Origin of the sequence: Thalassobium sp. R2A62 (assembly GCF_000161835.1) — a bacterium.
GTDB lineage: Bacteria > Pseudomonadota > Alphaproteobacteria > Rhodobacterales > Rhodobacteraceae > Thalassobium.
Map to the genome: position 1 here is coordinate 2,900,942 of NZ_GG697169.2, position 26,502 is coordinate 2,927,443.

Consider the following 26,502-nt stretch of genomic DNA (forward strand, 5'->3'; position numbering starts at 1 on the left):
TTATTTCGAACGCAGATCAGATACGCAGAAATTTATCCCCAACTGTAATTAAAACTGACGCTGATCCGTTCTTCTTCGGACATATTCATAGGCACTTCGTGGCGCAGCCAGCTTTCCCACAACAGCACGTCACCGACATTTGGCTGGACGTAGACAAACTGCCGCAGACTTTCGTCGACGTCTTTGGCACGACCCGGCGCGGCCATCATCATGGCTAGCCGCGGGTCTTCGAATTTAATCGCACTCGTGTCTTTGGGCATTGCCACATATGTCGTGCCTGAAATCACAGAGTGGGGGTGGATGTGCGCCGTATGGATGCCGCCCTCGGGCAGGATATTGATCCAGATATCTTCGAGTTTTAGCTCTTTTCCATCGAGATCGTATCCAGCATCTGCGGCAAAGGCCGCGACATGAGCGTCCAACGCTTTGACCACATCTGCAAAGATCGGAAAACGCCAGGGCAGGTCGGTCAAGGACGCATAGCTAGTGTACCCAGGGAAATCATTCGCCTCACACCATTCTTGTCCGGCCTCGTCGTCGTCGGCGATCACGAGGCAAGAGTTTTCTAGTTCAGCCGGGTCCACAGCGCCTTTAGAGGCGAGAGTGGCTTGATAGAGACGGGTCACAAAGAGCGATTTGAACTGGGTCATACCTTGTCTTAGCGCAGCCGGTACGGGATGGCGAGAACATCACAGTGTTGCGATGGCCTCTTTTGTTATCCGTCACAAGTTGCCAGTTTCGATCTGCAAGGAGACGCACCATGGATAACTACGCAGATTTGATGTTTCACCGCGCGGTGGCAGAGCTTCAGCGCGATGATGGCAGTTATGAAAAGTATCAGGCTGGGTACAACCACCGGACCCAAGAGCAACTATCGCCTGATGATATTGGTTTTATCCAGTCTCGCGAGAGCATGTATTTAGGAACTGGGAACCCAGACGGCTGGCCGTATGTCCAGCACCGCGGGGGTCCACGCGGCTTTCTCAAGGTAATTGGTCCATCGCAAATTGCCTGTGCGGACTATCGTGGCAACCGGCAATTCATCTCGATGGGCAATATCGCGACCAATACCAAGGTTTCATTGTTCCTGATGGACTATCTAAATCAGGCGCGCCTCAAGATCGAGGGGCGCGCGTCGCTGGTCTCTGTCTCTGATGCGGACCCAGATGTCTTGCCCAAATTGGATCTCAAGACCATTCCCGCCGAACGTATTTTGGTCGTGGATGTGGTCGCGATGGATTGGAATTGCCCCAAGTACATCCCGCGCATGTTTACCGAAGACATGGTGCGTCAGGTCGTTGGTGGCCAGATCGATCAGTTGATGGCTTAAAATGAAGCTCTCAAAGCCGAGCTGGCGGCCCTGAAAGCGCAGTGATTCAGGTTGGCGTGATTGGCCCAGCTCGATAGGTTAGAATTTGTCAGGAAAATAAAGGGTAGCGCTGTCTTTCGAAACCCTCTTGCCACGTGGCAATAACATCCCTATACGGCCCACTTCTACCCACTCCACCGGGAATCGGGTAACGCTATGCGCGGCCTTCCGGTGATGTTGAAAAAGGAAATGTCCAATGGACGCCAACGAACTGCGTGACAAGACGCCGGACCAGCTCCGCGACGAACTTGCCAATCTGAAAAAAGAGAGCTTCAACCTGCGTTTTCAGCAGGCGACAGGCCAACTCGAGAACACTGCACGTATGCGCACAGTTAAGCGTGACACCGCACGTGTTAAAACAATTCTGAACGAAAAGGCCGCTGCTGCGGCATCGGAGGCTTAATCCTATGCCCAAACGCATCCTGACTGGTGTTGTCACAAGCAACCAAAACGAACAGACCGTAACAGTTTCGGTCGAACGTCGCTTCAAGCACCCGCTGCTTCAGAAAACCGTCCGTAAGTCCAAGAAGTACCGGGCTCACGACGAAAAGAACGCTTTAAACGTTGGTGACAATGTTCGGATTATCGAATGTGCACCACGGTCGAAAACGAAACGTTGGGAAGTGTTGGCCGACTAAAGGTCACCATCTACCAACTTAATCGAAACCCTGGGGATCAGGCACGCATCGCCCCCCAAAGGTCGGGAGAAACCAAATGATCCAGATGCAGACCAACCTGGATGTTGCTGACAACTCCGGCGCTCGCCGAGTTCAGTGCATCAAGGTACTGGGTGGTTCCAAGCGTAAATACGCATCCGTAGGCGACATCATTGTCGTTTCGGTCAAGGAAGCCATTCCACGTGGCCGTGTGAAAAAGGGTGACGTGCGTAAGGCCGTCGTCGTTCGCACCGCCAAAGAGGTACGTCGCGAAGACGGCACCGCAATTCGCTTTGACCGCAACGCTGCGGTTATCCTCAACAACAACAACGAACCAGTTGGCACACGTATCTTTGGCCCAGTTGTTCGTGAGTTGCGCGGCAAGAACTTCATGAAGATCATCTCGCTCGCGCCGGAGGTGCTGTGATATGGCTGCTAAGTTGAAAAAGGGCGACACAGTTGTCGTTTTGACCGGCAAGGACAAAGGCAAGCAGGGGACAATCTCCTCGGTGAACCCATCCGCTGGCAAAGCTGTTGTTGATGGCCTGAACATCGCAATTCGTCACACCAAGCAGAGCCAGACATCCCAGGGTGGTCGCATCCCCCAGGCGATGCCAATCGCGCTTTCGAACCTCGCAATCGTCGATGCCAATGGCAAAGCGACACGCGTTGGTTTCAAAACGGACGGTGACAAGAAAGTCCGTTACGCCAAAACAACAGGAGACGTCATCTAATGGCTTATACTCCACGTTTGAAAGCTCACTACGTCGAGACCGTTCGCGGTGCGATGAAGGAAGAGTTTGGCTATAAGAACGACATGCAGATCCCACGTTTGGACAAAATTGTTCTGAACATCGGTGCTGGTTCTGAAGCCGTCAAAGACAGCAAAAAAGTGAAATCAGCTCAGGCCGACCTGACTGCGATCGCTGGTCAAAAAGCTGTTATCACCAAAGCTAAGAAATCCATCGCGGGTTTCCGTGTACGTGAAGAGATGCCACTGGGCACCAAAGTCACGCTGCGCGGCGATCGTATGTATGAATTCCTTGACCGTCTCACCACAATCGCAATGCCTCGTATCCGTGACTTCCGCGGCGTATCCGGCAAATCATTTGATGGTCGTGGCAACTATGCCATGGGCATGAAGGAACACATCGTATTCCCAGAAATCGACTTTGATAAAGTCGACGAAAACTGGGGCATGGATATCGTGATCACCACAACGGCAAATGACGACGCCGAAGCAAAGGCCTTGTTGAAGCACTTCAACATGCCTTTCAGCAACTGATCGCGGGAGAGAGAAGTTATGGCTAAAAAAGCAATGATCGAACGCGAGAAGAAGCGGGAACGTCTGGTCGCAAAATATGCTGCCAAGCGCGCCGAGCTCAAAGAGATCGCGAATGACGAAAGCAAGCCGATGGAAGAGCGTTTCAAAGCGCGCCTCAAGCTTGCTAAACTGCCGCGCAACAGCTCTGCAACTCGTTTGCACAACCGTTGCCAGCTCACCGGGCGTCCACACGCTTATTACCGCAAACTTAAGATCAGCCGTATCGCGCTGCGTGACCTCGGTTCCGCTGGCCAGATCCCCGGCATGGTTAAGTCCAGCTGGTAAGGAGAGAACATTATGAACGATCCTATCGGTGATATGCTGACACGCATCCGCAATGGTCAGATGCGCGGCAAATCCGTCGTAGAGACACCAGCATCCAAGCTGCGCGCTTGGGTTCTCGATGTGCTCGCAGACGAAGGCTATATCCGTGGTTACGAATCCACGACTGGCAAAGACGGTCACCCCGCCTTTGACATCAGCCTCAAGTATTACGAAGGCACTCCTGTCATTCGCGAACTCAAGCGGGTTTCTAAGCCCGGTCGTCGCGTTTACATGGGCGTCAAAGACATCCCAACAGTCCGTCAGGGCCTTGGTGTGTCGATTGTCAGCACACCTCGCGGTGTGATGTCGGATGCAAACGCACGCGCAGCCAATGTTGGCGGCGAAGTGCTCTGCACGATCTTCTAAGGAGAAGGCAATGTCTCGTATTGGTAAAAAACCAGTTGACCTGCCATCGGGTGTTTCGGCGTCCGTCTCTGGCCAAAAGGTCGAAGTGAAGGGCCCTAAGGGTACTCTGAGCTTTAACGCAACTGACGACGTGTCGTTGGCTGTCGAAGACAATGCAATCACTGTGACACCACGCGGTAAATCCAAGCGTGCACGTCAGCAGTGGGGCATGTCCCGCACACAGATCGAAAACTGTGTATTGGGTGTCACTGACGGCTTTAAGAAAGAGCTCGAGATCAACGGCGTTGGTTATCGTGCACAGATGCAGGGCAATGTCCTGAAGCTGTCGCTCGGTCTTAGCCACGAAGTGAACTACGAAGCACCAGAAGGTGTTACCGTAAGCGCTCCGAAGCAAACGCAGATCGTTGTAGAAGGTATCGACCGCCAGCTTGTGGGTCAGGTCGCGGCTAACATCCGCGAATGGCGCAAGCCCGAGCCCTATAAGGGCAAAGGCATCAAGTATGTGGACGAGTATATCTTCCGCAAAGAAGGCAAGAAGAAGTAAGGACCCAGGAAATGGCAAACAGCAAAAGAACACTGTTTCTGAAGCGCCGCCTGCGCGTTCGGAACAAACTGCGGAAGGTCAACGCCGGGCGTGCGCGTCTGTCGGTCCACCGCTCCAACAAAAACATCAGCGTGCAGCTGATCGACGATGTGAACGGCGTAACACTCGCTTCCGCATCTTCGCTCGAAAAAGATCTTGGCCTTGTGGGCAAGAACAACGTCGAGGCGGCCGCGAAGGTCGGAGCTGCAATCGCCGAGCGTGCAAAGAAGGCCGGCGTGACCGAAGCCTACTTTGACCGTGGTGGTTTCCTCTTTCACGGGAAAGTTAAGGCCTTGGCCGAAGCTGCTCGTGAAGGCGGCCTGAAGATTTAAGGAGAGATCGGTATGGCAAGAGAAGACAACCGCCGGAACAACCGTCGCGATCGCGACGAAACTCCGGAATTCGCCGATCGCCTTGTAGCGATCAACCGCGTCTCCAAAACCGTGAAAGGTGGTAAACGCTTTGGCTTTGCTGCTCTCGTGGTTGTTGGTGATCAAAAGGGCCGCGTCGGCTTTGGCAAAGGTAAAGCCAAAGAAGTACCCGAGGCGATCCGCAAGGCGACTGAATCCGCCAAGCGCAACATGATCCGCGTGCCTCTGCGCGAGGGTCGGACATTGCACCACGACATGAACGGTCGTCACGGTGCAGGCAAAGTTGTGATGCGTACCGCCCCTGAGGGTACCGGTATCATCGCAGGTGGTCCAATGCGTGCGGTCTTCGAGATGTTGGGCATCAAGGACGTTGTGTCCAAGTCCATCGGCTCGCAGAACCCTTACAACATGATCCGTGCAACGCTGAACGGTCTGACCAAAGAGGCATCGCCTCGGTCCGTCGCACAGCGTCGTGGTAAGAAAGTCGCTGACATTCTGCCTCGCACAGATGCTCCAGCCGCGGCACCTGCCGAAGCTGAAGCCGCAGAAGCGTAAGGAGCTGACAGATGGCTAAAACAATCGTCGTCAAGCAGGTGGGTTCGCCCATCCGCCGTCCCGCCAAGCAGCGTGCAACTTTGATCGGCCTCGGCTTGAACAAAATGCACCGCACACGCGAGCTCGAAGATACTCCTTCGGTCCGCGGCATGGTGGAAAGCATCTCGCACATGGTCGAGATCATCGAAGAAAAAGGCTAAGCCCTAGTCACTAGGTCTAAGTTGAAACGCCTCGCTGGAAACAGCGGGGCGTTTTTTGTTAGCTCGTATTGCGAATGATGGACTTCAATGCCTCGAGATCTGAAGGGTCAGATTGTTTGTGAATCATTCGGTGGCAAGTGGGGCAAAGGACCATAAAATCATCGGGCACTCTGTACCTTCGGCTTTCACCTTCCGCGAGTGATTGAATCGGTTTCGAGTGATGAATGTCCAATGGATAGTGATCAATTTTTCCGCGAAAAGAATAGTGCTTCGCTGGATCAAGCCGGCAGGCTTGGCAGATTGGGGGCAGCTTCTCCAAGACCTCCTTTCGGATGCTCGGAGCGCGTTCGATGCGTCGAGAGAGGATATAGCGTCTTGTTTCGGTTACATCGGACGTGCATGCACCTTCCTGCATAACGTCGAATGGTAAGAGACCGCCACGATCAATGAGGGCTTGGTAAACGTTCAGCATTTGTTGAAGATCTTCAACTAGACGTTCTTGGTTTAGATCATCCAGCGAATATGCCTTACCCATCGCATGCCCAGCTTCATAACTTTGAGTTAATGCAGCGGATGAACCCAGATCAATCGGCGCAGTACTGAATTGCGGGAGAAAATCTTGTAACCGGTCCGTCATGCTGATTGCTCGTCGCTTCAACACATCCCCAGCTCTGGATTTGAATTCCTCCGTAACTGATGTCGTACCTTGATTGAGTGACAGGACGACAGATTGCTGATCTGGATTGACTAAATAGACGACTTAAAAGCCCTTGGTCGCAGAGGTCGTTATTAGAGGATCAAAAAAGCCCAACCAAGGAACAGATGCCCAGTTTTCAGCCCCGACACTAGACTTAACCTGCAGGTCGAAAGCCCAAAAAATCAGCTGTTTCTTTGCTTCTATGGCAAGGTTATGGCGAACAAAGTTCGCGAATTCGTTTCTTTCAAAGGTCTTGGCACGTTCAAATGAGTATTCGGCCGCAAGTTTCTTCAAATAGTTGGCTAACATCTAAAAACCTCAAAGGACTGAAACCTACCAAGTATTCTGATGCTTGCAAGGAGGAGGAACGCCGTCTATACGCCCCCCGTGGTCACTTATGATCCGATTCACATTGCAAGCCGCGTCCGGCCCACCAGCTCTAGGGGTCGCTTCCGGCAAGGAGAGAGCAAAATGGTTAAATTGAACGAACTGCACGACAATCCAGGTGCAACAAAACCACGCAAGCGCGTTGGTCGTGGTCCAGGTTCCGGCACCGGTAAAATGGGTGGCCGTGGTATCAAAGGTCAGAAATCCCGTTCGGGTGTTGCGATCAACGGCTACGAGGGTGGCCAGATGCCGCTCTACCAACGTTTGCCAAAGCGCGGCTTTAACAAGCCAAACCGCAAAGCATTCGCTGTTGTAAACCTCGGCCTGATCCAGAAGTTCATCGACGAAGGTAAAATCGACGCCAAAGCGGACATTACCGAAGATGCTCTAATCGCGTCCGGTCTGGTTCGTCGCAAAAAGGACGGTATCCGCGTTCTTGCCAAAGGCGACTTCAAAGCAAAAGCTAAGATCTCGGTCACTGGTGCATCTAAGGGTGCTATCGAGGCCGTTGAAAAAGCTGGTGGCTCTCTGACAGTCACAACTGCGGCAGCAACCGAGTAAGAGACCTTGTGAGCGGCGCATGCGTCGCTTACATCTAGTCCAAGTTTCCAAACGCCGCCGTCGGGGAAACCCGCTGGCGGCGCTTTCATTCATAAAGCGAGCCCGCACATGTCTTCAGCAGCAGAGCAAATGGCATCGAACATGAGCTGGGGTGCCTTTGGCAAAGCTACAGAGCTTCGTCAGCGTATCCTGTTCACGATCGGTCTTTTGATTGTCTACCGCCTCGGCACTTATATCCCTGTCCCCGGTATCGATGGAGGCGCATTGCGTCAGTTCATGGATGATGCGGCTGCGGGTATCGGTGGCATCTTGTCGATGTTTACGGGTGGTGCTCTGTCGCGCATGGGTATCTTTGCGCTCGGGATTATGCCGTATATCTCGGCCTCGATCATTATTCAGCTTTTGTCCGCCATGTGGGAGCCGCTCAAGCAGCTCAAGAAAGAAGGCGAGCAGGGTCGTAAGAAGATTAACCAATATACGCGCTACGGCACGGTTATCTTGGCTACATTCCAAGCCTACGGTCTTGCAGCGTCGCTCGAAGCCGGTGATCTGGCGTCTGATCCGGGTCTCTACTTCCGCGTCGCGTGTGTGATTACACTCGTCGGTGGCACGATGTTCCTGATGTGGCTGGGTGAGCAGATCACAGCACGCGGTATCGGCAACGGCATCTCGTTGATCATCTTTGTTGGTATTATTGCGGAAATCCCTGCCGCACTGGCTCAGTTCCTCTCCCAAGGCCGCTCTGGCGCGATCAGCCCTGCGGTGATCATCGGGATTATCCTTATGGTGATTGTAACACTGACCTTTGTCGTGTTCATGGAGCGATCCCTGCGTAAAGTGCATATTCAATACCCGCGCCGTCAGGTCGGAATGAAGGTTTATGACGGCGGATCGTCTCACCTGCCGATCAAAGTGAACCCTGCGGGCGTTATCCCTGCGATCTTCGCATCGGCTTTGCTGCTGTTGCCAACGACGATCAGCACATTCTCTGGCGGTCAAACTGGGCCAGTGATGTCGACAATCCTTGCCTACTTTGGCCCGGGTCAGCCGCTATACCTGTTGTTCTTCACTGCGATGATCATGTTCTTCACGTTCTTCTACACCAAAGAAGTGGCGTTCAAGACTGACGAAGTTGCGGACAACCTAAAGAACCAGAACGGCTTTGTGCCTGGTATCCGCCCCGGCAAGCGGACTGCGGAATACCTCGACTACGTTGTGACGCGTATTCTGGTGCTCGGTGCGTCGTACCTCGCGCTTGTTGCGCTATTGCCAGAAATTCTGCGTAGCCAGCTGTCTATTCCTTTTTACTTTGGTGGTACGTCCATTCTGATTATTGTGTCTGTCGGTATGGACACAATCCAACAGATTCAGTCCCACCTCCTCGCACACCAGTACGAGGGTCTGATTGAAAAGTCCCAGCTGCGCGGCAAGCGCGGTAAGGGCAAGGGAAGAAAAGGGCCTGCACGCCGATGAATATTATCCTCTTGGGCCCACCGGGTGCTGGTAAAGGCACCCAAGCACAGAAACTCGTCGACAGCCGCAACATGATACAGCTGTCCACTGGTGACATGTTGCGAGAGGCCAAAACCTCGGGTACCGAAATGGGCAAAATGGTTGCGGCCGTGATGGACCGCGGTGATCTGGTCACAGACGAGATCGTCATCGGTTTGATCCGCGAAAAGCTAGAAGCTGGCGGCGCAACTGGCGGGTTTATCTTTGATGGTTTTCCACGGACGCTCGCACAAGCTGACGCGCTGGGTGATCTGCTTACTGAGATGGGGCAGACGTTGGACGATGTTGTTGAATTGCAGGTCAATGACGAAGTCCTCGTTGAGCGGATCTTGGGCCGCGCTGCCGAGGCGGTCGCTGCTGGCGGCACTGCACGTGCTGACGACAATGAGGAAAGCCTCAAGACCCGTTTGATGGCGTACTACAAGCAGACCAGCCCACTGATTGGTTACTATTATGCCAAGGGCCAACTGCAGTCTGTTGATGGTCTCGACACCATGGACGGAGTTGCGTCTTCGATCTCGGACGTACTTAGTTAACCAAAAGCTTCGTCTGACCTTTTGACGGTGTCACGAATTTTGTCAAAATCCGGTCTCTCGCTGCACACAAAGGCTTGACGCCTATCGTGAACACTCCTAAAAGCGCCCATCCCATAATGAAATCTATGGGAGAATCATAGTTGGTGGCAGGTCGCTCCTTCCCCATCAACGATCACCTGATATGACGCGGCCCGCTGGTTTAACCCTGTGGGCCTCCGTTGTGAAAAAAGGGTCTGGTATCACGGACCCGCAACGTAAAGGAAACGCACGTGGCACGTATTGCTGGCGTAAACATCCCGACGGGTAAGCGCGTACCAATCGCTCTGACCTATGTGACCGGTATCGGCACAACATCCGCTCAGAAAATCTGCGAAGCAGTTGGCATCGACCCAACGCGTCGCGTTAACGAATTGTCTGATGCTGAAGTTCTCAAAGTGCGCGAGCACATCGACGAAAACTACACTGTCGAAGGCGACCTGCGCCGTGAGGCAACAATGAACATCAAGCGTTTGATGGACCTTGGTTGCTACCGTGGCCTGCGTCACCGCCGGAACCTGCCGGTTCGCGGTCAGCGCACCCACACAAACGCACGCACACGCAAAGGCCCTGCAAAGGCCATTGCTGGTAAGAAGAAATAAGGGAGGGCTTGAACTATGGCACGCGATACTAAACGCACCAAAAAGAAGGTCTCTAAGAACATCGCCGCTGGCGTTGCTCACGTTAACTCTTCTTTCAACAACACAAAGATCCTGATCTCCGACGTGCAGGGCAACGCGATCTCTTGGTCGTCTGCTGGCACCATGGGCTTTAAAGGCTCGCGGAAATCCACACCTTATGCAGCTCAGATGGCTGCAGAAGATGCGGGCAAGAAGGCTCAGGATCACGGCGTCAAAACGCTCGAAGTCGAAGTTCAGGGTCCGGGTTCCGGTCGTGAATCGGCACTTCGTGCTCTGGCAGCTGTTGGGTTCAACATCACATCGATCCGTGACGTGACCCCAATGGCGCACAACGGCTGTCGCCCACCAAAGCGCCGCCGCGTCTAAACGATCCATTGTTATCGGGGCTGTGCATATTCCGCACGGCCCCTTTACGACTTTTTGAAACCTCGGGCGTCTGGCCTTTACGATCATGAAAGGCAGACAGGTATGGAGGGACACATGATCCACAAGAACTGGGCTGAACTCATTAAACCAACACAGTTGGACGTGAAACCGGGCAATGACCCGTCGCGTCAGGCAACTGTTGTTGCTGAACCACTCGAGCGTGGTTTTGGTCTGACAATGGGCAACGCGCTGCGCCGCGTTCTGATGTCGTCGCTGCAAGGTGCCGCTATCACTGCCGTTCAGATCGACAACGTTCTGCACGAATTTTCGTCAGTGTCTGGGCTTCGTGAAGATGTCACCGACATCGTTCTGAACCTCAAAGGCGTTGCGATCCGCATGGAAGTCGAAGGCCCTAAGCGCCTGAGTATCCAAGCCAAGGGTCCTGGCGTTGTGACAGCGGGTGACATTTCTGAATCCGCTGGCATCGAGATCTTGAACAAAGAGCACGTGATCTGTCACCTCGACGATGGCGCTGATCTGTTCATGGAACTCACTGTGAACACTGGCAAAGGCTATGTGTCTGCAGAAAAGAACAAGCCAGAAGACGCACCTATCGGAATGATGTCGATCGACGCGATCTATTCGCCTGTCAAAAAAGTCAGCTATGACGTGCAACCGACCCGCGAAGGTCAGGTTCTCGACTATGACAAGCTGACGATGAAGGTCGAAACTGACGGTTCGATCACGCCAGATGACGCGGTCGCATTCGCGGCTCGTATTTTGCAGGACCAGCTGTCGATCTTTGTGAACTTTGATGAGCCAGAGAGCGCATCGACTGCACAAGAAGATGACGGCCTCGAGTTCAACCCGCTTTTGCTCAAGAAAGTGGACGAGCTGGAACTGTCTGTGCGTTCGGCAAACTGTCTCAAGAACGACAACATCGTCTACATCGGCGATCTCATCCAAAAGACCGAAGCAGAGATGCTGCGCACGCCAAACTTTGGCCGCAAGTCTTTGAACGAGATCAAAGAAGTGCTGTCCGGAATGGGTCTGCACCTCGGCATGGATGTCGAGGACTGGCCACCGGACAACATCGAAGATCTGGCGAAGAAATTCGAAGACCAGTTCTAAAAATATCAAATTTCCGGCGGCGCGCCTTTTGGTGGAGTTCACCACCTGCCGCCGGATTTAAAGACTGGGCAATCCCGCCCCAATGAGAGTGGCAGACACGCATCTGACCGCCATGACAAAGTAAAAATTTGTAGGAGACTATCAAAATGCGTCACGCACGTGGTTACCGCCGCCTAAATCGTACACATGAGCACCGCAAAGCGCTGTTCGCGAACATGGCTGGCTCGCTCATCGAACATGAGCAGATCAAAACAACATTGCCAAAAGCCAAAGAGCTTAAGCGCATCATCGAAAAGCTGGTCACTCTTGGCAAGCGCGGTGATTTGCACGCACGCCGTCAGGCACGCGCACGCCTCAAGCAGGACGCCTATGTTGCGAAACTGTTCGAAGTCCTCGGCCCACGCTACGCCGACCGCCAAGGTGGTTACGTCCGCGTTCTCAAGGCTGGCTTCCGCTACGGTGACATGGCCCCAATGGCGATCATTGAATTTGTAGACCGTGACGTCTCGGCCAAAGGCGCCGCAGACAAAGCACGTCTCGCTGAGGAAGAAGCTGCTGAATAAGCGCTCTTCTAACGACCAATAGAAAAACCCGGCCCAATGTGGTCGGGTTTTTTCGTTTTAGAGGGTCATCGAATTGGTGCGCCCCTTTTCACCCAAGACATAGCTGACTACGGTTTGAGCATGGCTGATCTCTTTGACACCTCTGCCGCAACTGCGGACAGCACGGCACCTCGACCGTTGGCGGACCGCCTGCGCCCGAAATCCTTGGGCGAGGTTATTGGTCAGGACCAAGTCTTGGGACCTGAGGCCCCCCTTGGTGTCATGCTTGCATCCCAATCGTTATCGTCGCTGATTTTTTGGGGGCCACCCGGTGTCGGCAAGACCACGATTGCCCGATTGTTGGCAGATGAAACCGATCTGCACTTTATTCAGATATCCGCGATATTCACCGGCGTCCCAGAGCTGCGCAAAGTGTTTGAAGCGGCGAAAATCAGACGGCAGAACGGCAAGGGTACGTTGCTGTTTGTTGACGAAATCCATCGCTTTAACAAAGCACAGCAAGACGGGTTTCTGCCTCACATGGAAGATGGCACCATTCTGTTGGTTGGTGCCACGACCGAAAACCCTAGCTTTGAGTTAAACGCAGCGGTTCTGTCCCGCTCACAAGTTTTGGTGTTGGAACGGTTGTCGCTAACCGATCTCGAACTGATGACCCAAAGAGCAGAGCAAGAGCTGGATCGCAAACTGCCGCTAGATGGCCATGCACGCGAGGCGCTCTTGGAGATGGCTGACGGTGACGGGCGGGCCTTGCTCAATTTGATTGAACAAGTCGCCGCGTGGAAAGCGGACAAACCGTTGGATACCAATGCGTTAACCAAGAGGTTGATGAAGCGCGCCGCCAAGTACGACAAGTCCGGGGATGAGCACTACAACCTCATTTCAGCACTGCATAAATCGGTACGCGGTTCTGACCCAGACGCTGCCCTCTATTGGTTTGCACGGATGCTGACGGGTGGCGAAGACCCGCGATTCCTTGCTCGTCGTATTACCCGCATGGCGGTTGAGGATATTGGGCTCGCTGATCCGCAGGCACAAACGATTTGTCTGCACGCATGGGAAGCCTACGAACGTCTTGGCAGCCCAGAGGGCGAGTTGGCCTTGTCCCAAGCGGTCGCCTATCTCGCGCTCGCCCCTAAATCGAACGCTGGCTATGCTGCGTACAAAGCTGCGATGGCCGCCGCCAAACAAACGGGGTCTGAGCCACCGCCCAAACACATCATGAACGCGCCAACCAGCCTGATGAAAGAACAAGGCTACGGCGACGGCTACGCCTACGACCACGATGCCCCTGATGGTTTCTCGGGGCAAAACTACTTTCCTGACACGATGAAGCGTGGGATCTACTACCTGCCAGTCGAACGCGGCTACGAGCGCGAATTGAAAAGGAGAGTAGACTACTTTGCCAAACTAAGAGCCAAGCGCGACGGTTGACACCACGCCGCATGGGTATAGTGAACAGCCATGTTTACAACGTTTCTTCAGGTTGCCGCAGGCGGCGCAATAGGCTCGGGCCTTCGGTTTTTGACCGGTGTCGCAGTCCTGCGGGTCTTTGGTACTGGATTTCCCTTGGGCGTGCTTGCGGTGAATATCATCGGGTCATTACTGATGGGCGCGTTTGTTGTTTACGCCGCACATCGCGGGCTTACGCATCTTGGGCCGTTTGTCATGACTGGTGTGCTGGGGGGATTTACCACCTTTTCGGCGTTTTCGCTCGAGGCATACACGTTGTTTGAGCGGGGGCAGATCGGTTCTGCCGCGGCTTATGTTGCGCTGTCAGTCGTCGTTTCAATAATAGCTTTGGTCATCGGTGTGATGGTCACACGGGGGATCCTCGCATGAGTGGTGTTCAGAAAATTATCGTGGCCGAAGGTGACGGTGATCAACGCGTTGACCGATGGTTGCGCCGTTTGTTCCCTCACGTCAGCCAAGGCCGCATTGAAAAGATGTGCCGCAAGGGTGATCTGCGTGTTGATGGTGGGCGCGTGAAATCGAACACGCGTGTTGAGGTTGGCCAAGAGGTCCGCGTTCCTCCGCTGCCTGATGCAGATGAGATCACAGCAGGGCCGGTGACCAAGATCACAAGCGCCGATGCAGAAATGATGCGCAGCCTTGTAATCTACAAAGACGATCACATCATTGCACTGAACAAACCGTCAGGTATTGCGTCGCAGGGCGGCAGCAAGCAGGTGCGCCACCTCGACGGTTTGGCCGAGGCTCTGAAATTCGATTACTTTGAAAAGCCGCGTCTGGTGCACCGTCTCGACCGTGACACGTCCGGCGTCTTTATCATGGCGCGCACCCGCGAAATCGCCAAGGCGATGAGTGACGCCTTCAAAGAACGCGAGACGCGCAAGATTTATTGGGCAGCTGTCGGCGGTGTTCCGCATCCGGCCATGGGCACTGTGCGCTGGGGACTTATCAAGTCGGGCGGTCATGGTCGCGGCGGTGAGAACGAAAAAATGCGCTGCATTCACCCACGCGAAGTTGAACACACACCGGGTGCTAAACGCGCGACGACCGATTACGCGCTGCTCGACCGTTTGGGATCGCGCGCGGCATGGATCGCGCTGGTTCCAGTGACAGGGCGCACGCACCAGCTGCGCGCGCATATGGCCGAGATGGGACACCCGATCATCGGTGACGGCAAATATGGCGGCTCTGGCCAAGAGAACCTTGGCGATGGTTGGGGCGCTGGCATGGGCGAAGAGATTGGGCGCAAGCTGCATCTGCATGCGCGGTCGTTGTCCTTTACCCACCCCGCAACAGGCAAACGTGTGAACCTAACGGCCAGCTTGCCTGAGCATATGAAGCACACGTGGGATTTTGTTGGCTGGAACCCTGCCGAGGTAACAACCGATCCATTTATGGATGACGAATGACACGATTGCGCGCGATTATTTTTGACGTCGATGGCACGCTTGTCGACAGTCAGGCCGACATCATCGGCGCTATGGGGCGCGCTTTTGCGTCAGAAAGCTTAGAGGCGCCGACCCGCGAAGACATCCTTGGGATCGTGGGATTGTCTCTAGATATCGCCATTGCACGGCTTGCACCTGATCAATCCAAACAGGTGGTCGACCGAATGGTGCAAGGCTACAAAGATGCCTATGTTGAAATGCGGGCCCACGTCGGGGCCGCGCAAAGTAGCCCCCTATACCCTGGCGCAATGGCGGCATTGAACCGCCTGCGAGAGGTGCCGGAATACCTGTTGGCCGTGGCGACAGGCAAATCCCGCCGCGGGCTCGATCACTTGATCAATGCGCACAATCTGGATGGCTATTTCTTGTCGCAGCAGGTCGCTGATTTTCACCCGTCCAAACCGCACCCTTCGATGATCTCTCAGGTTTTGCAGGATCTCGGGGTTGAGCCGCGCGACGTGATCATGATTGGCGATACCAGCTATGACATGGATATGGCGCGCGCTGCAGGCGTCGGCGCGATTGCGGTTGAGTGGGGGTACCACCACCCCTCGCAGCTAGAGGCAGACGCGTTTGTTGAGGATTTTGCGGATTTGGACGCCGCAATCGAAACTGTTTTGAGGGATCGCAATGTCTGAGTGGAAACAAAAGCGGTTTTGGGACACAGCCGTGGCCAAACAGGTTGAGGGTGGCTGGGGCGTCAGCTTGGACAGTCGTGCGCTCAAAACTCCGGTAAAATCTGCGCTAGTTGTGCCAACGGCCCAAGTTGCCGAAGCGATTGCCGCGGAATGGAATGCGCAGGGTGAAAATATTGATCCCTCTACGATGCCCTTCACGAAAACCAGCAACTCTGCGATCGACAAAGTTACGCCTCAGCAGGCCGAAGTTGCCGACATGCTGGCCGAATACGGAGGCACGGACCTTCTGTGCTACCGCGCAGATGCGCCACAGGGGCTGGTCGATCGGCAGGCCGAAGGCTGGGATCCGATGCTTGCGTGGGCCAGCAGTAGGCTAGATGCGACACTTGTTTCGGTCACTGGCGTGATGTTTAGCGCCCAAGATGAAACAGCGCTCGCTAATCTGCGGGCACATGTTCATGCGTTGGATGCATTCGAACTCGCGGCGTTTCACGATCTTGTCGGATTATCTGGTTCGCTGGTCCTTGGCCTTGCGGCGGCTCACGCACATGGCGAGGCGGATCAAATCTGGGGGCTCAGCCGGATCGATGAGACATGGCAAGAGGATCAATGGGGGCGCGATGATACCGCCCACGCCGAAGCAGAAATCAAACGCGAGGCCTTTGAACATGCTTACCGATTCTTTCAAATGGTGCGGAAAATTCGTGCCTGGCGCTAACATTAGGGCCGATCTGGGCATTATTTTTAGTTAGACGCGGCGTTGGGCATAGTTTCCCCGATCCGCTCTTGACCTTTTTGAGTGATTCCGCACAAAGTTATGCCTGTTAACCGATCCCTCGGGGTCGGTTGCTATCGCCCCTAGTCGGAACAACCGACTAGAAATTACTGCCGCCCAAAATGGGCGGAAACTCAGGAAGAGGTAAAAATGAAAAAATCCGTATTTCTCGGCGCTTTGACTGTTGCTGGTCTGGCTGCTGGCATGTCTGCCGCTGCTACGCTTGACGACGTAAAAGCCCGCGGCACACTGAACTGTGGCGTGACCACAGGTCTCGTTGGTTTCGCTGCTCCAGACGCAAGTGGCGAGTGGGAAGGCTTTGACGTCGGCGTATGTCGTGCTGTTGCAGCTGCTGTTCTCGGCGACTCGAACGCTGTCGAGTTCGTTCCAACAACTGGTAAGACACGCTTTACTGCGTTGGCTTCTGGCGAGATCGACATGTTGGCACGTAACACAACATGGACATTCTCCCGCGACGTCGACCTTAAGTTCGAATTCGTTGGCGTGAACTACTATGACGGCCAAGGCTTCATGGCACCTAAAGAGTTGGGTGTTTCATCTGCTAAAGATCTAGACGGCGCGACTGTCTGCATCCAAACAGGTACAACAACAGAATTGAACTTGGCCGACTTCTTCCGTGCCAACAACATTTCTTATGAGCCAGTGCCAATCGAAACCAACGCTGAAGCACAACAGCAGTACCTTGCAGGCGCATGTGACGTGTTCACAACTGACGCGTCCGGCCTGGCCGCTACGCGTGCGACTTTCGAAAACCCAGGCGATCACGTTCTGTTGCCAGAAATCGTATCCAAAGAGCCACTTGGCCCATTGGTACGTCACGGCGACAACGAGTGGGGCGATATCGTTCGCTGGACTTTGAACGCTTTGATCACAGCTGAAGAACTGGGTGTTACTTCTGCCAACATCGGCGAACTGTCGGCTGGCACAAACAACCCAGAAGTTAACCGTTTGCTCGGCACAGAAGGCGAACTGGGCGGCATGCTCGGTCTGGACGCTGCATGGGCCAAGAACGCTATCATGGCAGGCGGCAACTACGGCGAGATCTTCGAAAAGAACATTGGTGAGAACACACCAATTGGTCTGGCACGTGGTCTGAACGCCATGTGGACAGAGGGCGGCCTGATCTACTCGCCACCTTTCCGCTAAAAACTTTAGTCAAAGGGCGCAGGACTTTCTGCGCCCTTTGCATATTTAGACTATAAAAAATAACCGTTTGCGCGCCATTCGCCCATTTCTGGCCAAGCAACGGAACCTAGGGAACACATCATGACAATTTTGACCGACCCTCCTAAGGAGTCGTTCCGGCTGTCTATGCTGTTGAACGATACGCGATACCGGTCCTTGACGTTTCAGGTCATCGCAGCAATCGCTCTGGCATTTTCAATTCTTTATCTGGCCAACAACTTGGCCCGTAACCTCGCCGATCAAGGTCTGAGCATTAGCTTTGCCTTTTTGGGCGCGCCTGCCGGCTACGATATTAACCAACGCCTCATTGAGTACACCAGCCAATCGACCAACCTCAGGGCTGCCTTCGTCGGCATTCTGAATACGTTGCTCGTGGCGTTTCTCGCATGTGTGACGGCTACGATCTTTGGCGTCCTCGCCGGTGTTTTGCGACTTTCCAAGAACTGGCTCGTTGCCAAAATCATGGCGTTCTACGTTGAGATTTTCCGCAACATTCCGGTGCTGATCTGGATCATTATTATCTTTACGATCATGACTGCGGTTCTTCCGGGACCACGGGCATTCCGTGGCGATGATGCGACTGCATCCATGTTCCTTGGGGTTTCGGCCTTCACGAACCGTGGTATCTACATTCCGGGTCCATACTTTACGCGCGGCTTTGGCGCGGCAGAGTTGGGCGCCGTTTGGGACTGGGTTCTGGTTCTTGGACTGTTGGTTGCGTCCTTCTTTGGTGCCCGCGCTGTGAACGCTCGCGCGACACGTATCCAAGAAGCGACTGGTATCCGTCCTGCGACACTGACGACGAACCTCGCTATCTGGTTTGGTCCGCTGATCGTGGTGGCATTGGCTCTGGGCCTCACTTTTGAAATCCCAGAGCTCAAGGGCTTTAACTTCAAGGGTGGCATCAAAGTTGGTGGTCCACTGATCGCGATCTGGTTTGCGCTGTCGATCTACACTGGCGCCTTTATCGCAGAGAACGTGCGTGCGGGTATCCTAGCGGTGTCCAAAGGTCAGACCGAAGCTGCTGCGGCACTGGGCATTCGCCCTGGTCGCATCATGAGCCTCGTGATCCTGCCTCAGGCGCTGCGTGTGATTATCCCACCTCTGATTTCGAATTATTTGAACATCACCAAGAACTCGTCACTGGCGATCTTGGTGGGTTATGCAGATGTTACTGCGACGCTGGGCGGGATTACCCTGAACCAGACCGGTCGCGCCATCGAATGTGTCTTGTTGCTGATGTTGTTCTATCTCGTGATCTCTTTGCTGATCTCGGGGATCATCAACATCTACAACAACTCAGTCAAGCTAAAGGAGCGTTGATCAATGTCTGATACACATTCTCAATCGGTCGCGTTCGTTCGCACCGAAGATGTCCCACCTGCACCACCCCCCGCAAACGCGACGGGCCCGGTGAAATGGATCAAGGACAACCTCTTTGCGACACCGGCAAACTCGGTTCTGACTGTCATTGCGTTGCTGGTCATCTACATGGTCCTCAGCGGCACCTTGCCTTGGGTGTTCAATGGTATCTGGGATTCGCCAAGTCTTGCGGTTTGCCGCGAGATGCTGAACGGCGAAAGCGGTGCCTGCTTTGCGGTCCTGACGGAACGTTGGAATCAACTCTTGTTTGGTTTCAAATACCCAAGCGATCTTTACTGGCGTCCTGCGTTGGCATTTGCTCTCTTGTTTGTTGCAGCGGCTCCTGTCCTGTTCTTTGATCTTCCGCGCAAGATTTTGATCTTTACAGGCCTCTATCCGTTCATTGCGTACTACCTGATCTGGGGTGGCTCGATCTTTACGCCACTTCTCGCTCTGGCTGGCTTTGTTGCTGGTGGCTACGTCTACCAACGGTTCGTCAAAGGTAGCTTTGCTGTTGGTTTCTTCGGAGCCATCGCCGCAGCGGTGCTGGTTTGGACCATTGGCGGCTTTATCATCCCGAGTTCGGAAATCACCGAAGGCGCAATGCAGTCGGTACAGTCGCGTGACTTGGGTGGCTTTATGCTGAACATGATGCTCGGCGTGACCTGTGTGTCGCTGTCCTTGCCGATCGGGATCGCATTGGCCTTGGGTCGTCAGTCCAGCATGCCAATCATCAAATACATCTGCGTTGTGTTCATTGAATTCATTCGCGGTGTGCCGTTGATTACCCTGCTGTTCGTGGCATCGGTTATGCTGTCGTATTTCTTCCCACCTGAGGCGACCGTGGACTTGTTCCTGCGGGTTGTCATCATGATCACCATCTTCTCGGCGGCCTATATTGCCGAGGTGGTACGTGGTGGTTTGGCTGCGTTGCCAAAGGGACAGTACGAAGCTGCAGATAGCTTGGGGCTCGATTATACCCAAGCGATGCGACTGATCATTTTGCCTCAGGCGCTCAAGATCTCGATCCCGGGTATCGTGAACGTATCTGTGGGTCTGTTCAAAGACACCACTCTCGTATCGGTCATTTCGATGTTCGATATGGTGGGCATGATCCGCGGGCCGATCTTGGCTTCGACAGAATGGAACGGTGTGTATTGGGAACTCTTTGCATTCGCAGCGCTCCTGTTCTTCATCGTCTGCTACGGCATCTCGCAATACTCACAATGGCTCGAGCGTCGTCTCGCGACCGATCACAAATAAGGAGGCCAGACTATGGCTGATACAGCACAAATGCAGGTGTCCGACGAGGTCGCGATCACCATTCAGAATATGAACAAATGGTACGGCACATTTCACGTGCTGCGGAACATCGATCTTACGGTGAACCGTGGCGAACGGATTGTTGTCTGTGGTCCATCTGGTTCTGGCAAATCGACGCTCATCCGGTGCATCAACGCACTGGAAGAGCACCAGCAGGGATCGATCGAAGTCGATGGCACATTGTTGTCCTCGGACCTCAAAAACATCGACAAGATCCGTTCAGAGGTGGGGATGTGTTTCCAGCACTTTAACCTGTTCCCGCACCTGAGCATTCTCGACAACCTGACGCTGGCTCCGATCTGGGTGCGTAAAACGCCCAAGAAAGAAGCCGAAGAAGTTGCGATGCACTACCTTGAAAAGGTGAAGATCCCTGATCAGGCGAACAAGTTCCCTGGTCAATTGTCTGGTGGTCAGCAGCAGCGTGTGGCGATTGCTCGCTCGCTCTGCATGAAGCCGCGCATCATGCTCTTTGACGAGCCGACATCGGCGTTGGACCCAGAGATGATCAAGGAAGTTCTGGACACAATGATCGAGCTTGCCGAGGAAGGCATGACTATGATCTGCGTTACGCACGAGATGGGCTTTGCTCGTCAGGTTGCTAACCGCGTGATCTTTATGGACGCAGGCCAGATCGTCGAACAGAACGAGCCAGAAGAGTTCTTTAACAACCCAAAGTCCGAGCGGACCCAGTTGTTCCTGAGCCAGATTCTCGGCCACTAAGTTCGAAGAAACTCAAACAAAACGCCGGGGCGAGAGATCGCCTCGGCGTTTTGCGTTTTAGGTGGTCGCGCGGGTGAAATCCCGAGGCACCACAAAGTTGCGGACGCGTCCCGTGCCCAACTCGACGGTCTTCCAATCCTCTGTTGGGAAATCCACAACCAGTGTGGCGCCTGTTGGATAAACATCGAAACGGGGATGTGCCGGGGCTGTATCAACAGCGCCCCGTGCGAACATGCTGATCCCCGGATTGTGGCCGACGATGGCCACGCAGTTTCCAGATGCGGATTGAAGTTCGCTCAGCAAAGTATCAGGGGACGCGTGATACAGCGCCTCTCGTTTATCGACGCTGTGTTCCGGAAGATTGAGTGCGATCCGGTCCCAAGTCTCAACAGTCCGGGCAGCGGCAGATACGAGCACCTCATCTGGGTGATAGCCGCCGTCCCCTAGCCATTTACCAATAGCGTCTGCGCCGACTTGGCCCCTTTGATTGAGCGGGCGTTCAAAATCATCGGCATCTAGATCGTCCCAGCTCGATTTTGCGTGGCGGATGAGGATCAGTCGTTTTGTCATGACGGGTTAAACGCCTTCATATGAAAGGCCGATTGCGCAGGTCGGCGACCAAAGGATTGGCTGACCGGACAGGCCCGCCTGACGGCGCACCCTTGGGTCATGCAGTCTAATCCCGCCGGCGTTCCTAGGAACGTTTTGCAAGCGGGGACATCATACCCCTCGGGCGTCATGGCCCCCACAGGACAGGCAGTGATGCAGGGCGTACCTGCGCAAGTCTCACAAGGGTTAGCCCCAGTCTCGGGCAATTCGATACGATCCGTCAATGCCAGAGCGCCACGATAGGACAGCATCAAGCCTGTTTCATCATGCACCAATAGTCCGACAGGCGATGAAAAGCACCGGCCCGACCTCGTGGCCCATGCGATAAATGGTTGGTAGGGCGGGCCGCTAAACGGAAACACTGGGTGCGCCCCAAGTGATTTAGCGAGGTTTCCAATGATCCGCGTGGACCACCGATCAAGAGGATCATCTTGTCCATCAGAAAATTCAGGAGCGTCGTGAATGGTGTCCCAGAAATCGGGGCCATTGGGTCCAAGCAACAAAACGGTTTTTGTATTGGGGGGTAGGTCGTCGTCGGTTGATGCGTGGAATCCTCCGTAGATCGTTAGATCGACGTCGCGGGCGGCGTCATCATTATCGGCGTAGCTCGTCATGTGGACCGGATAATCGAACCCGCCCCGTGTTCGGTATAAAGCTCCAGAAGGCTCGCGTTCGGCGCGCGCCCGTCCAGAATAACCGCCGCACGTACACCACCGTTAATCGCATCTAGCGCTGTCTCGGTCTTAGGGATCATGCCCGCCGCAATTGTGCCGTCGGCAATCAGATCCGCGATCTGTGCTGGGTTCAGCTCGGTCAGAACTTCGCCTGACTTGTCTTTGACGCCGGCGACATCCGTTAGCAGCAATAGACGATCCGCCTTGAGCGCTGCGGCAATCGCGCCGGCCATTGTGTCGCCGTTGACGTTGAAGGTCTCACCATTTCGACCTGCCCCGAGGGGTGCAATGACGGGGATCAGACCGTCATTGAACAGTGTCTTGAGTAGGCTGGTGTCGATATCGGCAGGGGTGCCCACAAATCCTAGTTCTGCATTGGTCTGATCGCAGACCACTAGGTTTGCATCCTTACCTGACAGGCCAACAGCACGGCCATCTTGGCCACTGATCGCTTGGACAATCCGCTTGTTCACTTGACCGGACAAAACCATTTCGACCACTTCGACGGTCGCTTGGTCAGTCACGCGTTTGCCGTTCACAAACTCAGACTGGATATCCAGTTTGCCCAGCATCTCGTTGATCATAGGGCCGCCACCATGGACGATCACGGGGTTCACACCGACCTGCTGCATTAGCACCACGTCTCGGGCAAAACTCTCCATCGCTTGGGCCGAACCCATCGCGTGGCCACCCAATTTGATCACCACAACCGCGCCCGAATACCGTTGAAGGTATGGCAGGGCAGACGACAACGTGCTTGCGGTGGAAATCCAATCGCGGTTCATATCTTGTTTCTTCATTTCGGCCTCGCTGCGGCTACTATGACGCAGCCGTTCAGTTTGGGAAAGTCGCTGTTATTCCAGACCGGCAATAATCGAACGCAGGGTTTTGATGCCGTCGCCCTTTTCAGAGCTCGTCAGAACGATCTCGGGATAGGCCGCTGGGTGTTTGGCCAGCGCACCGCGGACTTGGTCCATGATCCGCTCGCGTTCTTTCAGTTTGACTTTGTCCGCCTTGGTGAGAACCGCTTGAAACGTAACCGCAGCACTGTCGAGCAACGACATGATTTCGTCGTCTACAGGTTTCACACCGTGGCGCGCGTCGATCAGAACGAATGCACGCCGTAGGGTTTGTCGCCCCGACAGGTATTGCTTGAGCAGCCGCTGCCATTTTTCAACGACGGTGAGTGGTGCATTGGCAAAGCCATAGCCAGGAAGGTCAACCAGATAGCCGTGCTCACCCATTGTGAAGTAGTTAATCTCTTGGGTCCGCCCCGGCGTGTTTGACGCGCGTGCCAATCCTTTGCGCCCCGTCAGCGCATTGATCAAAGTCGATTTACCGACGTTGGACCGCCCCGCAAAACACACTTCGATCCGGTCAGGGTCAGGCAGGCCGGACATGGCGACCACACCTTTTACAAAGTCGGTCTCTCCTGCGAACAAGAGACGGCCACGTTCACGCGCTGCATCGTCTGGTGTCTGGGCGAGTGGAAAAGGTAACTGTTTCATAGGAATACGACCTCGTCCGTCTCTGTGATGAGGCCACCCTTGGATACGGTCGCATAGACACCAAAATCTTGATGCCCGAATGTGCCGTTTAGGGTCGCCAGTGTGTTAAGATCGTATTGGCCAGTTTCAGGGTTGGCTGTCGTCGCCCTGCACCGTTCGATCGGGGCTGTGATGGTGAATTCGGCTGTGCCAATCCGCAATTCACGACCGACCCAACCGAACTCTTCCCAAGGCTCGAAACCGTCCAGCCATAGATTGCCACGAAAACGCATCATTGAAACGTCGGCATCCATTGCGCGACCCAGATCGGCGAGCGAGTTAAAGGAAAGTAAGCTAATCGACGGATAGGGCGTGTCGGTCATGCCGCGGTCAGGCACACGAACAATTTGTGCGGATTGCGCACGGTTCTTGGGCATCAGGGGTTTGACCCATGCCAAGAACGCGTCGGCCTCGGTGTCTGGGTTGAACGTCAATGTGCCGTTGCGCGGATGCTCTAGAGTGACAGTGCCTGCCGCCTCATCAGCAGTGGCCGAAATCGCCATTAATTCCGACGCTTTGGAGCCGCGTGAAAAATTCACACACTCAGCCCAGTCGCTGCCGTTGGTCTTGGCCGCCTCATGGGCAACAGCCCAACGCCGATCCCATGGCATCGTTTTCATCGCTGCGAGATCGACTGAATGAATACGCTCGCGCCCGTGCGACTTGATCGGGTGCCGCCAAATTTGCGCAAGCGTTCCCATCACTCGGCGTCCGTTTTCTTCCGGCTTAGGCTTGCGCGGATGTTGCCGAACACGTCAGGTTTCACACCTTGGCTTCTCATGATGAGATACTGCTGCGTGAACGTGATCGTGTTGTTCGCAATCCAATACAGAACCAGACCAGATGCAAAGCTACCCAGCATGAACATGAACACCCATGGCATCCAAGCAAAGATCATTTTTTGGGTTGGATCGGTGGGGGCCGGGTTCAGTTTTTGCTGCATCCACATCGAGATGCCCAGAATGATTGGCAACACACCGAGCGAAAGGATGAACAACAGCGAACCAGATTCAGGAGTATTGAACGGCAACAGGCCAAACAGGTTCAAGATCGAAGAGGGATCAGGCGCTGACAAGTCGCGGATCCAACCCATCCATTCAGCGTGACGCAGTTCGATCGTGACAAAGATCACTTTGTAGAGCGAAAAGAAGATCGGAATCTGAAGCAGGATCGGCACACAACCTGAGGCGGGGTTTACCTTGTTGTCTTTGTAAAGTTTCATCATGCCCTGCTGGAGCTTCTGACGGTCGTCGCCAGACGCTTCCTTCAGCTTTTCCATTTCAGGCTGCAGTTCTTTCATTCTAGCCATCGAAACATACGACTTGTACGCGAGGGGCAACAGAATGGCCTTGATGATCAGCGTCAGTACGATGATCGACCAACCCATGTTTCCGATTACGCCGTTCAGCCAATGCAGCAATGCAAAGATCGGTTTGGTCAGGAAGAAGAACCAACCCCAGTCAATGCTGTCGAGAAAGCCGTCAATGCCACCATCATTTTGATAGTTGCGGATGGCTTCCCATTCCTTGGCACCAGCAAAGAGCTGGGTCGATACAGCGGCCGTCGCGCCTACTGCGACAGTCTGGGTCGGCATCAATGCTTCTGTTTGGTAGATGTCGTTGCGTGGGTTGTAGATCGCGGATGACTTGAATGCCGAACCTTGGGTCGGAACGATGTTGGTCATCCAGTATTTATCGGTAAAACCAACCCAGCCGTTTTCCGTGACATCGATCGATTCTGCTGGCGCGCCGCGGCGCGCATCGATGTCAAAATCGGGCATGTCGTTGTAGTCGATTTCCTGCAGTTCGCCGTCAGACATCCGCACAACGCCTTCGTGCAGGATAAAGAACCCTACCGTGTCCGGTTCGCCGTGACGCGCAATGAACCCATAAGGGGCAAGAGCAACTTCAGTGCTTGTCGTGTTCTCGACAGATTGTGTGATGTTGAACATGTAGTCTTCGTCGACCGAGATTTCACGACGGAACGTTAGGCCTGCACCATTGTCCCAAGCCAGCGTGACTGCGTCCGAGGTGTTGAGCGTGTCGCCGCTTTCGACGGTCCAAAGCGTGTTCGGACCCGGAACTGCGTCGGCCGCAACGCCCTGAGCTGCAGCCCAGCCGTACAGCGCATAGTAGGCGTTGTCGGTACCTACCGGTGATAAGAGGCGCACAACCTCTTCGGCGTCCAATTCAATTGGGTAATCCTTGAGAGATAGATCATCCAAGCGGCCGCCCAAGAGCGAGATCGAGCCAGACAATTTTTCTGTTTCGATGGCGATGCGCGGCGCGTCTGACGCTTCTGCTTCCTGCTCGGGTTCTGCCTCACCCGTCGTCGGGGCAATTCCTGTGTCAGCGGTTGGAACCGTTGCGCCATCGATGGATTGCGCAGTTTCAGCTGTGATAGGATCTACGACTGGCTCTTCTGGTGGAAAGAGCACAAACCATACGAGAATGACGAGAAAGCTCAGAGCTGTTGCGAGGATGAGATTCTTGTTCTGATCGTCCATTTGGAACCGCCGTTCGACAAGTGAAAAGGTTTCGGTGGTTCAACAG

At 54.4% G+C, this 26,502-nt stretch carries 35 protein-coding genes and 1 pseudogene; 28 read left to right on the plus strand and 8 right to left on the minus strand.

Annotation, left to right across the window (positions count from 1 at the left end; translation table 11 throughout):
* Nucleotides 1–32: 32 nt before the first annotated feature.
* Nucleotides 33–650 carry a TIGR02466 family protein gene (locus TR2A62_RS14465; RefSeq protein ID WP_009160665.1) on the minus strand — a complete coding sequence of 206 codons (618 nt, stop codon included), beginning with the start codon at nucleotides 648–650 and terminating at the stop codon, nucleotides 33–35.
* Between the two features lie 110 nt (nucleotides 651–760).
* Between TR2A62_RS14465 and TR2A62_RS14470 the strand changes: the two genes are divergently transcribed.
* The 12 genes from TR2A62_RS14470 to rpmD all read left to right on the plus strand — a co-directional run bounded on the left by TR2A62_RS14470 (nucleotide 761) and on the right by rpmD (nucleotide 5,748).
* Nucleotides 761–1,330: a pyridoxamine 5'-phosphate oxidase family protein gene (locus TR2A62_RS14470; protein ID WP_009157560.1), complete on the plus strand. Its 570-nt coding sequence runs from the start codon at nucleotides 761–763 to the stop codon at nucleotides 1,328–1,330.
* Between the two features lie 235 nt (nucleotides 1,331–1,565).
* A complete protein-coding gene (gene rpmC / locus TR2A62_RS14475; protein ID WP_009158339.1) occupies nucleotides 1,566–1,772 on the plus strand; it encodes a 50S ribosomal protein L29 in 207 nt (68 codons plus the stop codon).
* 4 nt (nucleotides 1,773–1,776) lie between these two features.
* Entirely contained in the window at nucleotides 1,777–2,007 is a 231-nt protein-coding gene (gene rpsQ / locus TR2A62_RS14480; protein ID WP_009159371.1) for a 30S ribosomal protein S17, read from the plus strand.
* A gap of 76 nt (nucleotides 2,008–2,083) precedes the next feature.
* On the plus strand, nucleotides 2,084–2,452 hold the full coding sequence (rplN, locus tag TR2A62_RS14485; RefSeq protein WP_008757934.1) for a 50S ribosomal protein L14: 369 nt from the start codon (nucleotides 2,084–2,086) through the stop codon (nucleotides 2,450–2,452).
* A 1-nt stretch (nucleotide 2,453) separates the two neighbouring features.
* Entirely contained in the window at nucleotides 2,454–2,759 is a 306-nt protein-coding gene (gene rplX, locus TR2A62_RS14490) for a 50S ribosomal protein L24 (protein WP_009157282.1), read from the plus strand.
* Complete coding sequence (gene rplE / locus TR2A62_RS14495; protein WP_009160160.1) at nucleotides 2,759–3,310, plus strand: 50S ribosomal protein L5; 552 nt, start codon at nucleotides 2,759–2,761, stop codon at nucleotides 3,308–3,310. The genes rplX and rplE overlap by 1 nt, the downstream gene beginning before the upstream one ends.
* Before the next feature lie 18 nt (nucleotides 3,311–3,328).
* Nucleotides 3,329–3,634 (plus strand): 30S ribosomal protein S14, encoded by a 306-nt coding sequence (gene rpsN, locus TR2A62_RS14500; protein WP_009157627.1) that lies wholly within the window; start codon nucleotides 3,329–3,331, stop codon nucleotides 3,632–3,634.
* A gap of 12 nt (nucleotides 3,635–3,646) precedes the next feature.
* Nucleotides 3,647–4,039 (plus strand): 30S ribosomal protein S8, encoded by a 393-nt coding sequence (rpsH, locus tag TR2A62_RS14505; RefSeq protein ID WP_009160167.1) that lies wholly within the window; start codon nucleotides 3,647–3,649, stop codon nucleotides 4,037–4,039.
* Between the two features lie 10 nt (nucleotides 4,040–4,049).
* On the plus strand, nucleotides 4,050–4,583 hold the full coding sequence (rplF, locus tag TR2A62_RS14510) for a 50S ribosomal protein L6 (protein WP_009159246.1): 534 nt from the start codon (nucleotides 4,050–4,052) through the stop codon (nucleotides 4,581–4,583).
* A gap of 11 nt (nucleotides 4,584–4,594) precedes the next feature.
* On the plus strand, nucleotides 4,595–4,954 hold the full coding sequence (gene rplR, locus TR2A62_RS14515; RefSeq protein WP_009158901.1) for a 50S ribosomal protein L18: 360 nt from the start codon (nucleotides 4,595–4,597) through the stop codon (nucleotides 4,952–4,954).
* Nucleotides 4,955–4,966: 12 nt separating this feature from the next.
* Entirely contained in the window at nucleotides 4,967–5,548 is a 582-nt protein-coding gene (rpsE, locus tag TR2A62_RS14520; protein WP_009158117.1) for a 30S ribosomal protein S5, read from the plus strand.
* A gap of 11 nt (nucleotides 5,549–5,559) precedes the next feature.
* Complete coding sequence (rpmD, locus tag TR2A62_RS14525) at nucleotides 5,560–5,748, plus strand: 50S ribosomal protein L30 (RefSeq protein ID WP_009160528.1); 189 nt, start codon at nucleotides 5,560–5,562, stop codon at nucleotides 5,746–5,748.
* 58 nt (nucleotides 5,749–5,806) lie between these two features.
* Here rpmD and TR2A62_RS19205 read toward each other — a convergent pair.
* Nucleotides 5,807–6,754: pseudogene (locus TR2A62_RS19205) on the minus strand (MrcB family domain-containing protein).
* A gap of 162 nt (nucleotides 6,755–6,916) precedes the next feature.
* Between TR2A62_RS19205 and rplO the strand changes: the two are divergent.
* The 16 genes from rplO (at nucleotide 6,917) to TR2A62_RS14610 (ending at nucleotide 21,120) form a co-directional block, all read left to right on the plus strand.
* Nucleotides 6,917–7,393 carry a 50S ribosomal protein L15 gene (gene rplO / locus TR2A62_RS14535; protein ID WP_009159795.1) on the plus strand — a complete coding sequence of 159 codons (477 nt, stop codon included), beginning with the start codon at nucleotides 6,917–6,919 and terminating at the stop codon, nucleotides 7,391–7,393.
* 108 nt (nucleotides 7,394–7,501) lie between these two features.
* Nucleotides 7,502–8,866: a preprotein translocase subunit SecY gene (secY, locus tag TR2A62_RS14540; protein ID WP_009158503.1), complete on the plus strand. Its 1,365-nt coding sequence runs from the start codon at nucleotides 7,502–7,504 to the stop codon at nucleotides 8,864–8,866.
* On the plus strand, nucleotides 8,863–9,441 hold the full coding sequence (locus TR2A62_RS14545; protein WP_009159466.1) for an adenylate kinase: 579 nt from the start codon (nucleotides 8,863–8,865) through the stop codon (nucleotides 9,439–9,441). The genes secY and TR2A62_RS14545 overlap by 4 nt, the downstream gene beginning before the upstream one ends.
* A gap of 269 nt (nucleotides 9,442–9,710) precedes the next feature.
* On the plus strand, nucleotides 9,711–10,079 hold the full coding sequence (rpsM, locus tag TR2A62_RS14550) for a 30S ribosomal protein S13 (protein WP_009158872.1): 369 nt from the start codon (nucleotides 9,711–9,713) through the stop codon (nucleotides 10,077–10,079).
* 15 nt (nucleotides 10,080–10,094) lie between these two features.
* On the plus strand, nucleotides 10,095–10,484 hold the full coding sequence (rpsK, locus tag TR2A62_RS14555) for a 30S ribosomal protein S11 (protein ID WP_008236527.1): 390 nt from the start codon (nucleotides 10,095–10,097) through the stop codon (nucleotides 10,482–10,484).
* Between the two features lie 114 nt (nucleotides 10,485–10,598).
* Nucleotides 10,599–11,615 carry a DNA-directed RNA polymerase subunit alpha gene (locus TR2A62_RS14560; RefSeq protein WP_040821594.1) on the plus strand — a complete coding sequence of 339 codons (1,017 nt, stop codon included), beginning with the start codon at nucleotides 10,599–10,601 and terminating at the stop codon, nucleotides 11,613–11,615.
* 146 nt (nucleotides 11,616–11,761) lie between these two features.
* Nucleotides 11,762–12,178, plus strand: a complete 417-nt coding sequence (gene rplQ / locus TR2A62_RS14565) for a 50S ribosomal protein L17 (protein ID WP_009158878.1) — start codon at nucleotides 11,762–11,764, stop codon at nucleotides 12,176–12,178.
* Nucleotides 12,179–12,298: 120 nt separating this feature from the next.
* Nucleotides 12,299–13,609, plus strand: coding sequence for a replication-associated recombination protein A (locus TR2A62_RS14570; RefSeq protein WP_040821597.1), 1,311 nt, complete (start codon nucleotides 12,299–12,301; stop codon nucleotides 13,607–13,609).
* A gap of 30 nt (nucleotides 13,610–13,639) precedes the next feature.
* Nucleotides 13,640–14,017: a fluoride efflux transporter CrcB gene (gene crcB / locus TR2A62_RS14575; protein ID WP_009158610.1), complete on the plus strand. Its 378-nt coding sequence runs from the start codon at nucleotides 13,640–13,642 to the stop codon at nucleotides 14,015–14,017.
* Nucleotides 14,014–15,057 (plus strand): RluA family pseudouridine synthase, encoded by a 1,044-nt coding sequence (locus tag TR2A62_RS14580; RefSeq protein ID WP_009159503.1) that lies wholly within the window; start codon nucleotides 14,014–14,016, stop codon nucleotides 15,055–15,057. Before crcB ends, TR2A62_RS14580 begins: the two co-directional genes overlap by 4 nt.
* Entirely contained in the window at nucleotides 15,054–15,734 is a 681-nt protein-coding gene (locus TR2A62_RS14585) for an HAD-IA family hydrolase (protein WP_009158237.1), read from the plus strand. Before TR2A62_RS14580 ends, TR2A62_RS14585 begins: the two co-directional genes overlap by 4 nt.
* Complete coding sequence (locus tag TR2A62_RS14590; RefSeq protein ID WP_009157572.1) at nucleotides 15,727–16,452, plus strand: ATP12 family chaperone protein; 726 nt, start codon at nucleotides 15,727–15,729, stop codon at nucleotides 16,450–16,452. Before TR2A62_RS14585 ends, TR2A62_RS14590 begins: the two co-directional genes overlap by 8 nt.
* Before the next feature lie 207 nt (nucleotides 16,453–16,659).
* Complete coding sequence (locus TR2A62_RS14595) at nucleotides 16,660–17,676, plus strand: amino acid ABC transporter substrate-binding protein (protein WP_009160684.1); 1,017 nt, start codon at nucleotides 16,660–16,662, stop codon at nucleotides 17,674–17,676.
* A 120-nt stretch (nucleotides 17,677–17,796) separates the two neighbouring features.
* Nucleotides 17,797–19,038 carry an amino acid ABC transporter permease gene (locus tag TR2A62_RS14600; protein ID WP_040820813.1) on the plus strand — a complete coding sequence of 414 codons (1,242 nt, stop codon included), beginning with the start codon at nucleotides 17,797–17,799 and terminating at the stop codon, nucleotides 19,036–19,038.
* Nucleotides 19,039–19,041: 3 nt separating this feature from the next.
* Nucleotides 19,042–20,340 (plus strand): amino acid ABC transporter permease, encoded by a 1,299-nt coding sequence (locus tag TR2A62_RS14605; RefSeq protein WP_009158719.1) that lies wholly within the window; start codon nucleotides 19,042–19,044, stop codon nucleotides 20,338–20,340.
* Between the two features lie 12 nt (nucleotides 20,341–20,352).
* Nucleotides 20,353–21,120, plus strand: coding sequence for an amino acid ABC transporter ATP-binding protein (locus tag TR2A62_RS14610; protein ID WP_009160490.1), 768 nt, complete (start codon nucleotides 20,353–20,355; stop codon nucleotides 21,118–21,120).
* A gap of 57 nt (nucleotides 21,121–21,177) precedes the next feature.
* Here the strand turns inward: TR2A62_RS14610 and TR2A62_RS14615 are convergent, their stop codons facing one another.
* The 6 genes from TR2A62_RS14615 to yidC are packed head-to-tail and all read right to left on the minus strand — an operon-like array spanning nucleotide 21,178 to nucleotide 26,456.
* The gene (locus TR2A62_RS14615) at nucleotides 21,178–21,690 is read right to left on the minus strand and encodes a histidine phosphatase family protein (RefSeq protein WP_009159449.1); all 513 of its coding nucleotides are present in this window, start codon (nucleotides 21,688–21,690) and stop codon (nucleotides 21,178–21,180) included.
* A complete protein-coding gene (locus TR2A62_RS14620; protein WP_009160479.1) occupies nucleotides 21,687–22,343 on the minus strand; it encodes a hypothetical protein in 657 nt (218 codons plus the stop codon). The genes TR2A62_RS14615 and TR2A62_RS14620 overlap by 4 nt, the downstream gene beginning before the upstream one ends.
* Nucleotides 22,340–23,203 carry an acetylglutamate kinase gene (argB, locus tag TR2A62_RS14625; RefSeq protein WP_009159338.1) on the minus strand — a complete coding sequence of 288 codons (864 nt, stop codon included), beginning with the start codon at nucleotides 23,201–23,203 and terminating at the stop codon, nucleotides 22,340–22,342. Before argB ends, TR2A62_RS14620 begins: the two co-directional genes overlap by 4 nt.
* 54 nt (nucleotides 23,204–23,257) lie before the next feature.
* The gene (yihA, locus tag TR2A62_RS14630; protein WP_009158679.1) at nucleotides 23,258–23,911 is read right to left on the minus strand and encodes a ribosome biogenesis GTP-binding protein YihA/YsxC; all 654 of its coding nucleotides are present in this window, start codon (nucleotides 23,909–23,911) and stop codon (nucleotides 23,258–23,260) included.
* Complete coding sequence (locus TR2A62_RS14635; RefSeq protein WP_009159962.1) at nucleotides 23,908–24,651, minus strand: MOSC domain-containing protein; 744 nt, start codon at nucleotides 24,649–24,651, stop codon at nucleotides 23,908–23,910. The genes yihA and TR2A62_RS14635 overlap by 4 nt, the downstream gene beginning before the upstream one ends.
* Nucleotides 24,651–26,456 (minus strand): membrane protein insertase YidC, encoded by a 1,806-nt coding sequence (gene yidC / locus TR2A62_RS14640; RefSeq protein ID WP_009160742.1) that lies wholly within the window; start codon nucleotides 26,454–26,456, stop codon nucleotides 24,651–24,653. The genes TR2A62_RS14635 and yidC overlap by 1 nt, the downstream gene beginning before the upstream one ends.
* Nucleotides 26,457–26,502: the final 46 nt, after the last annotated feature.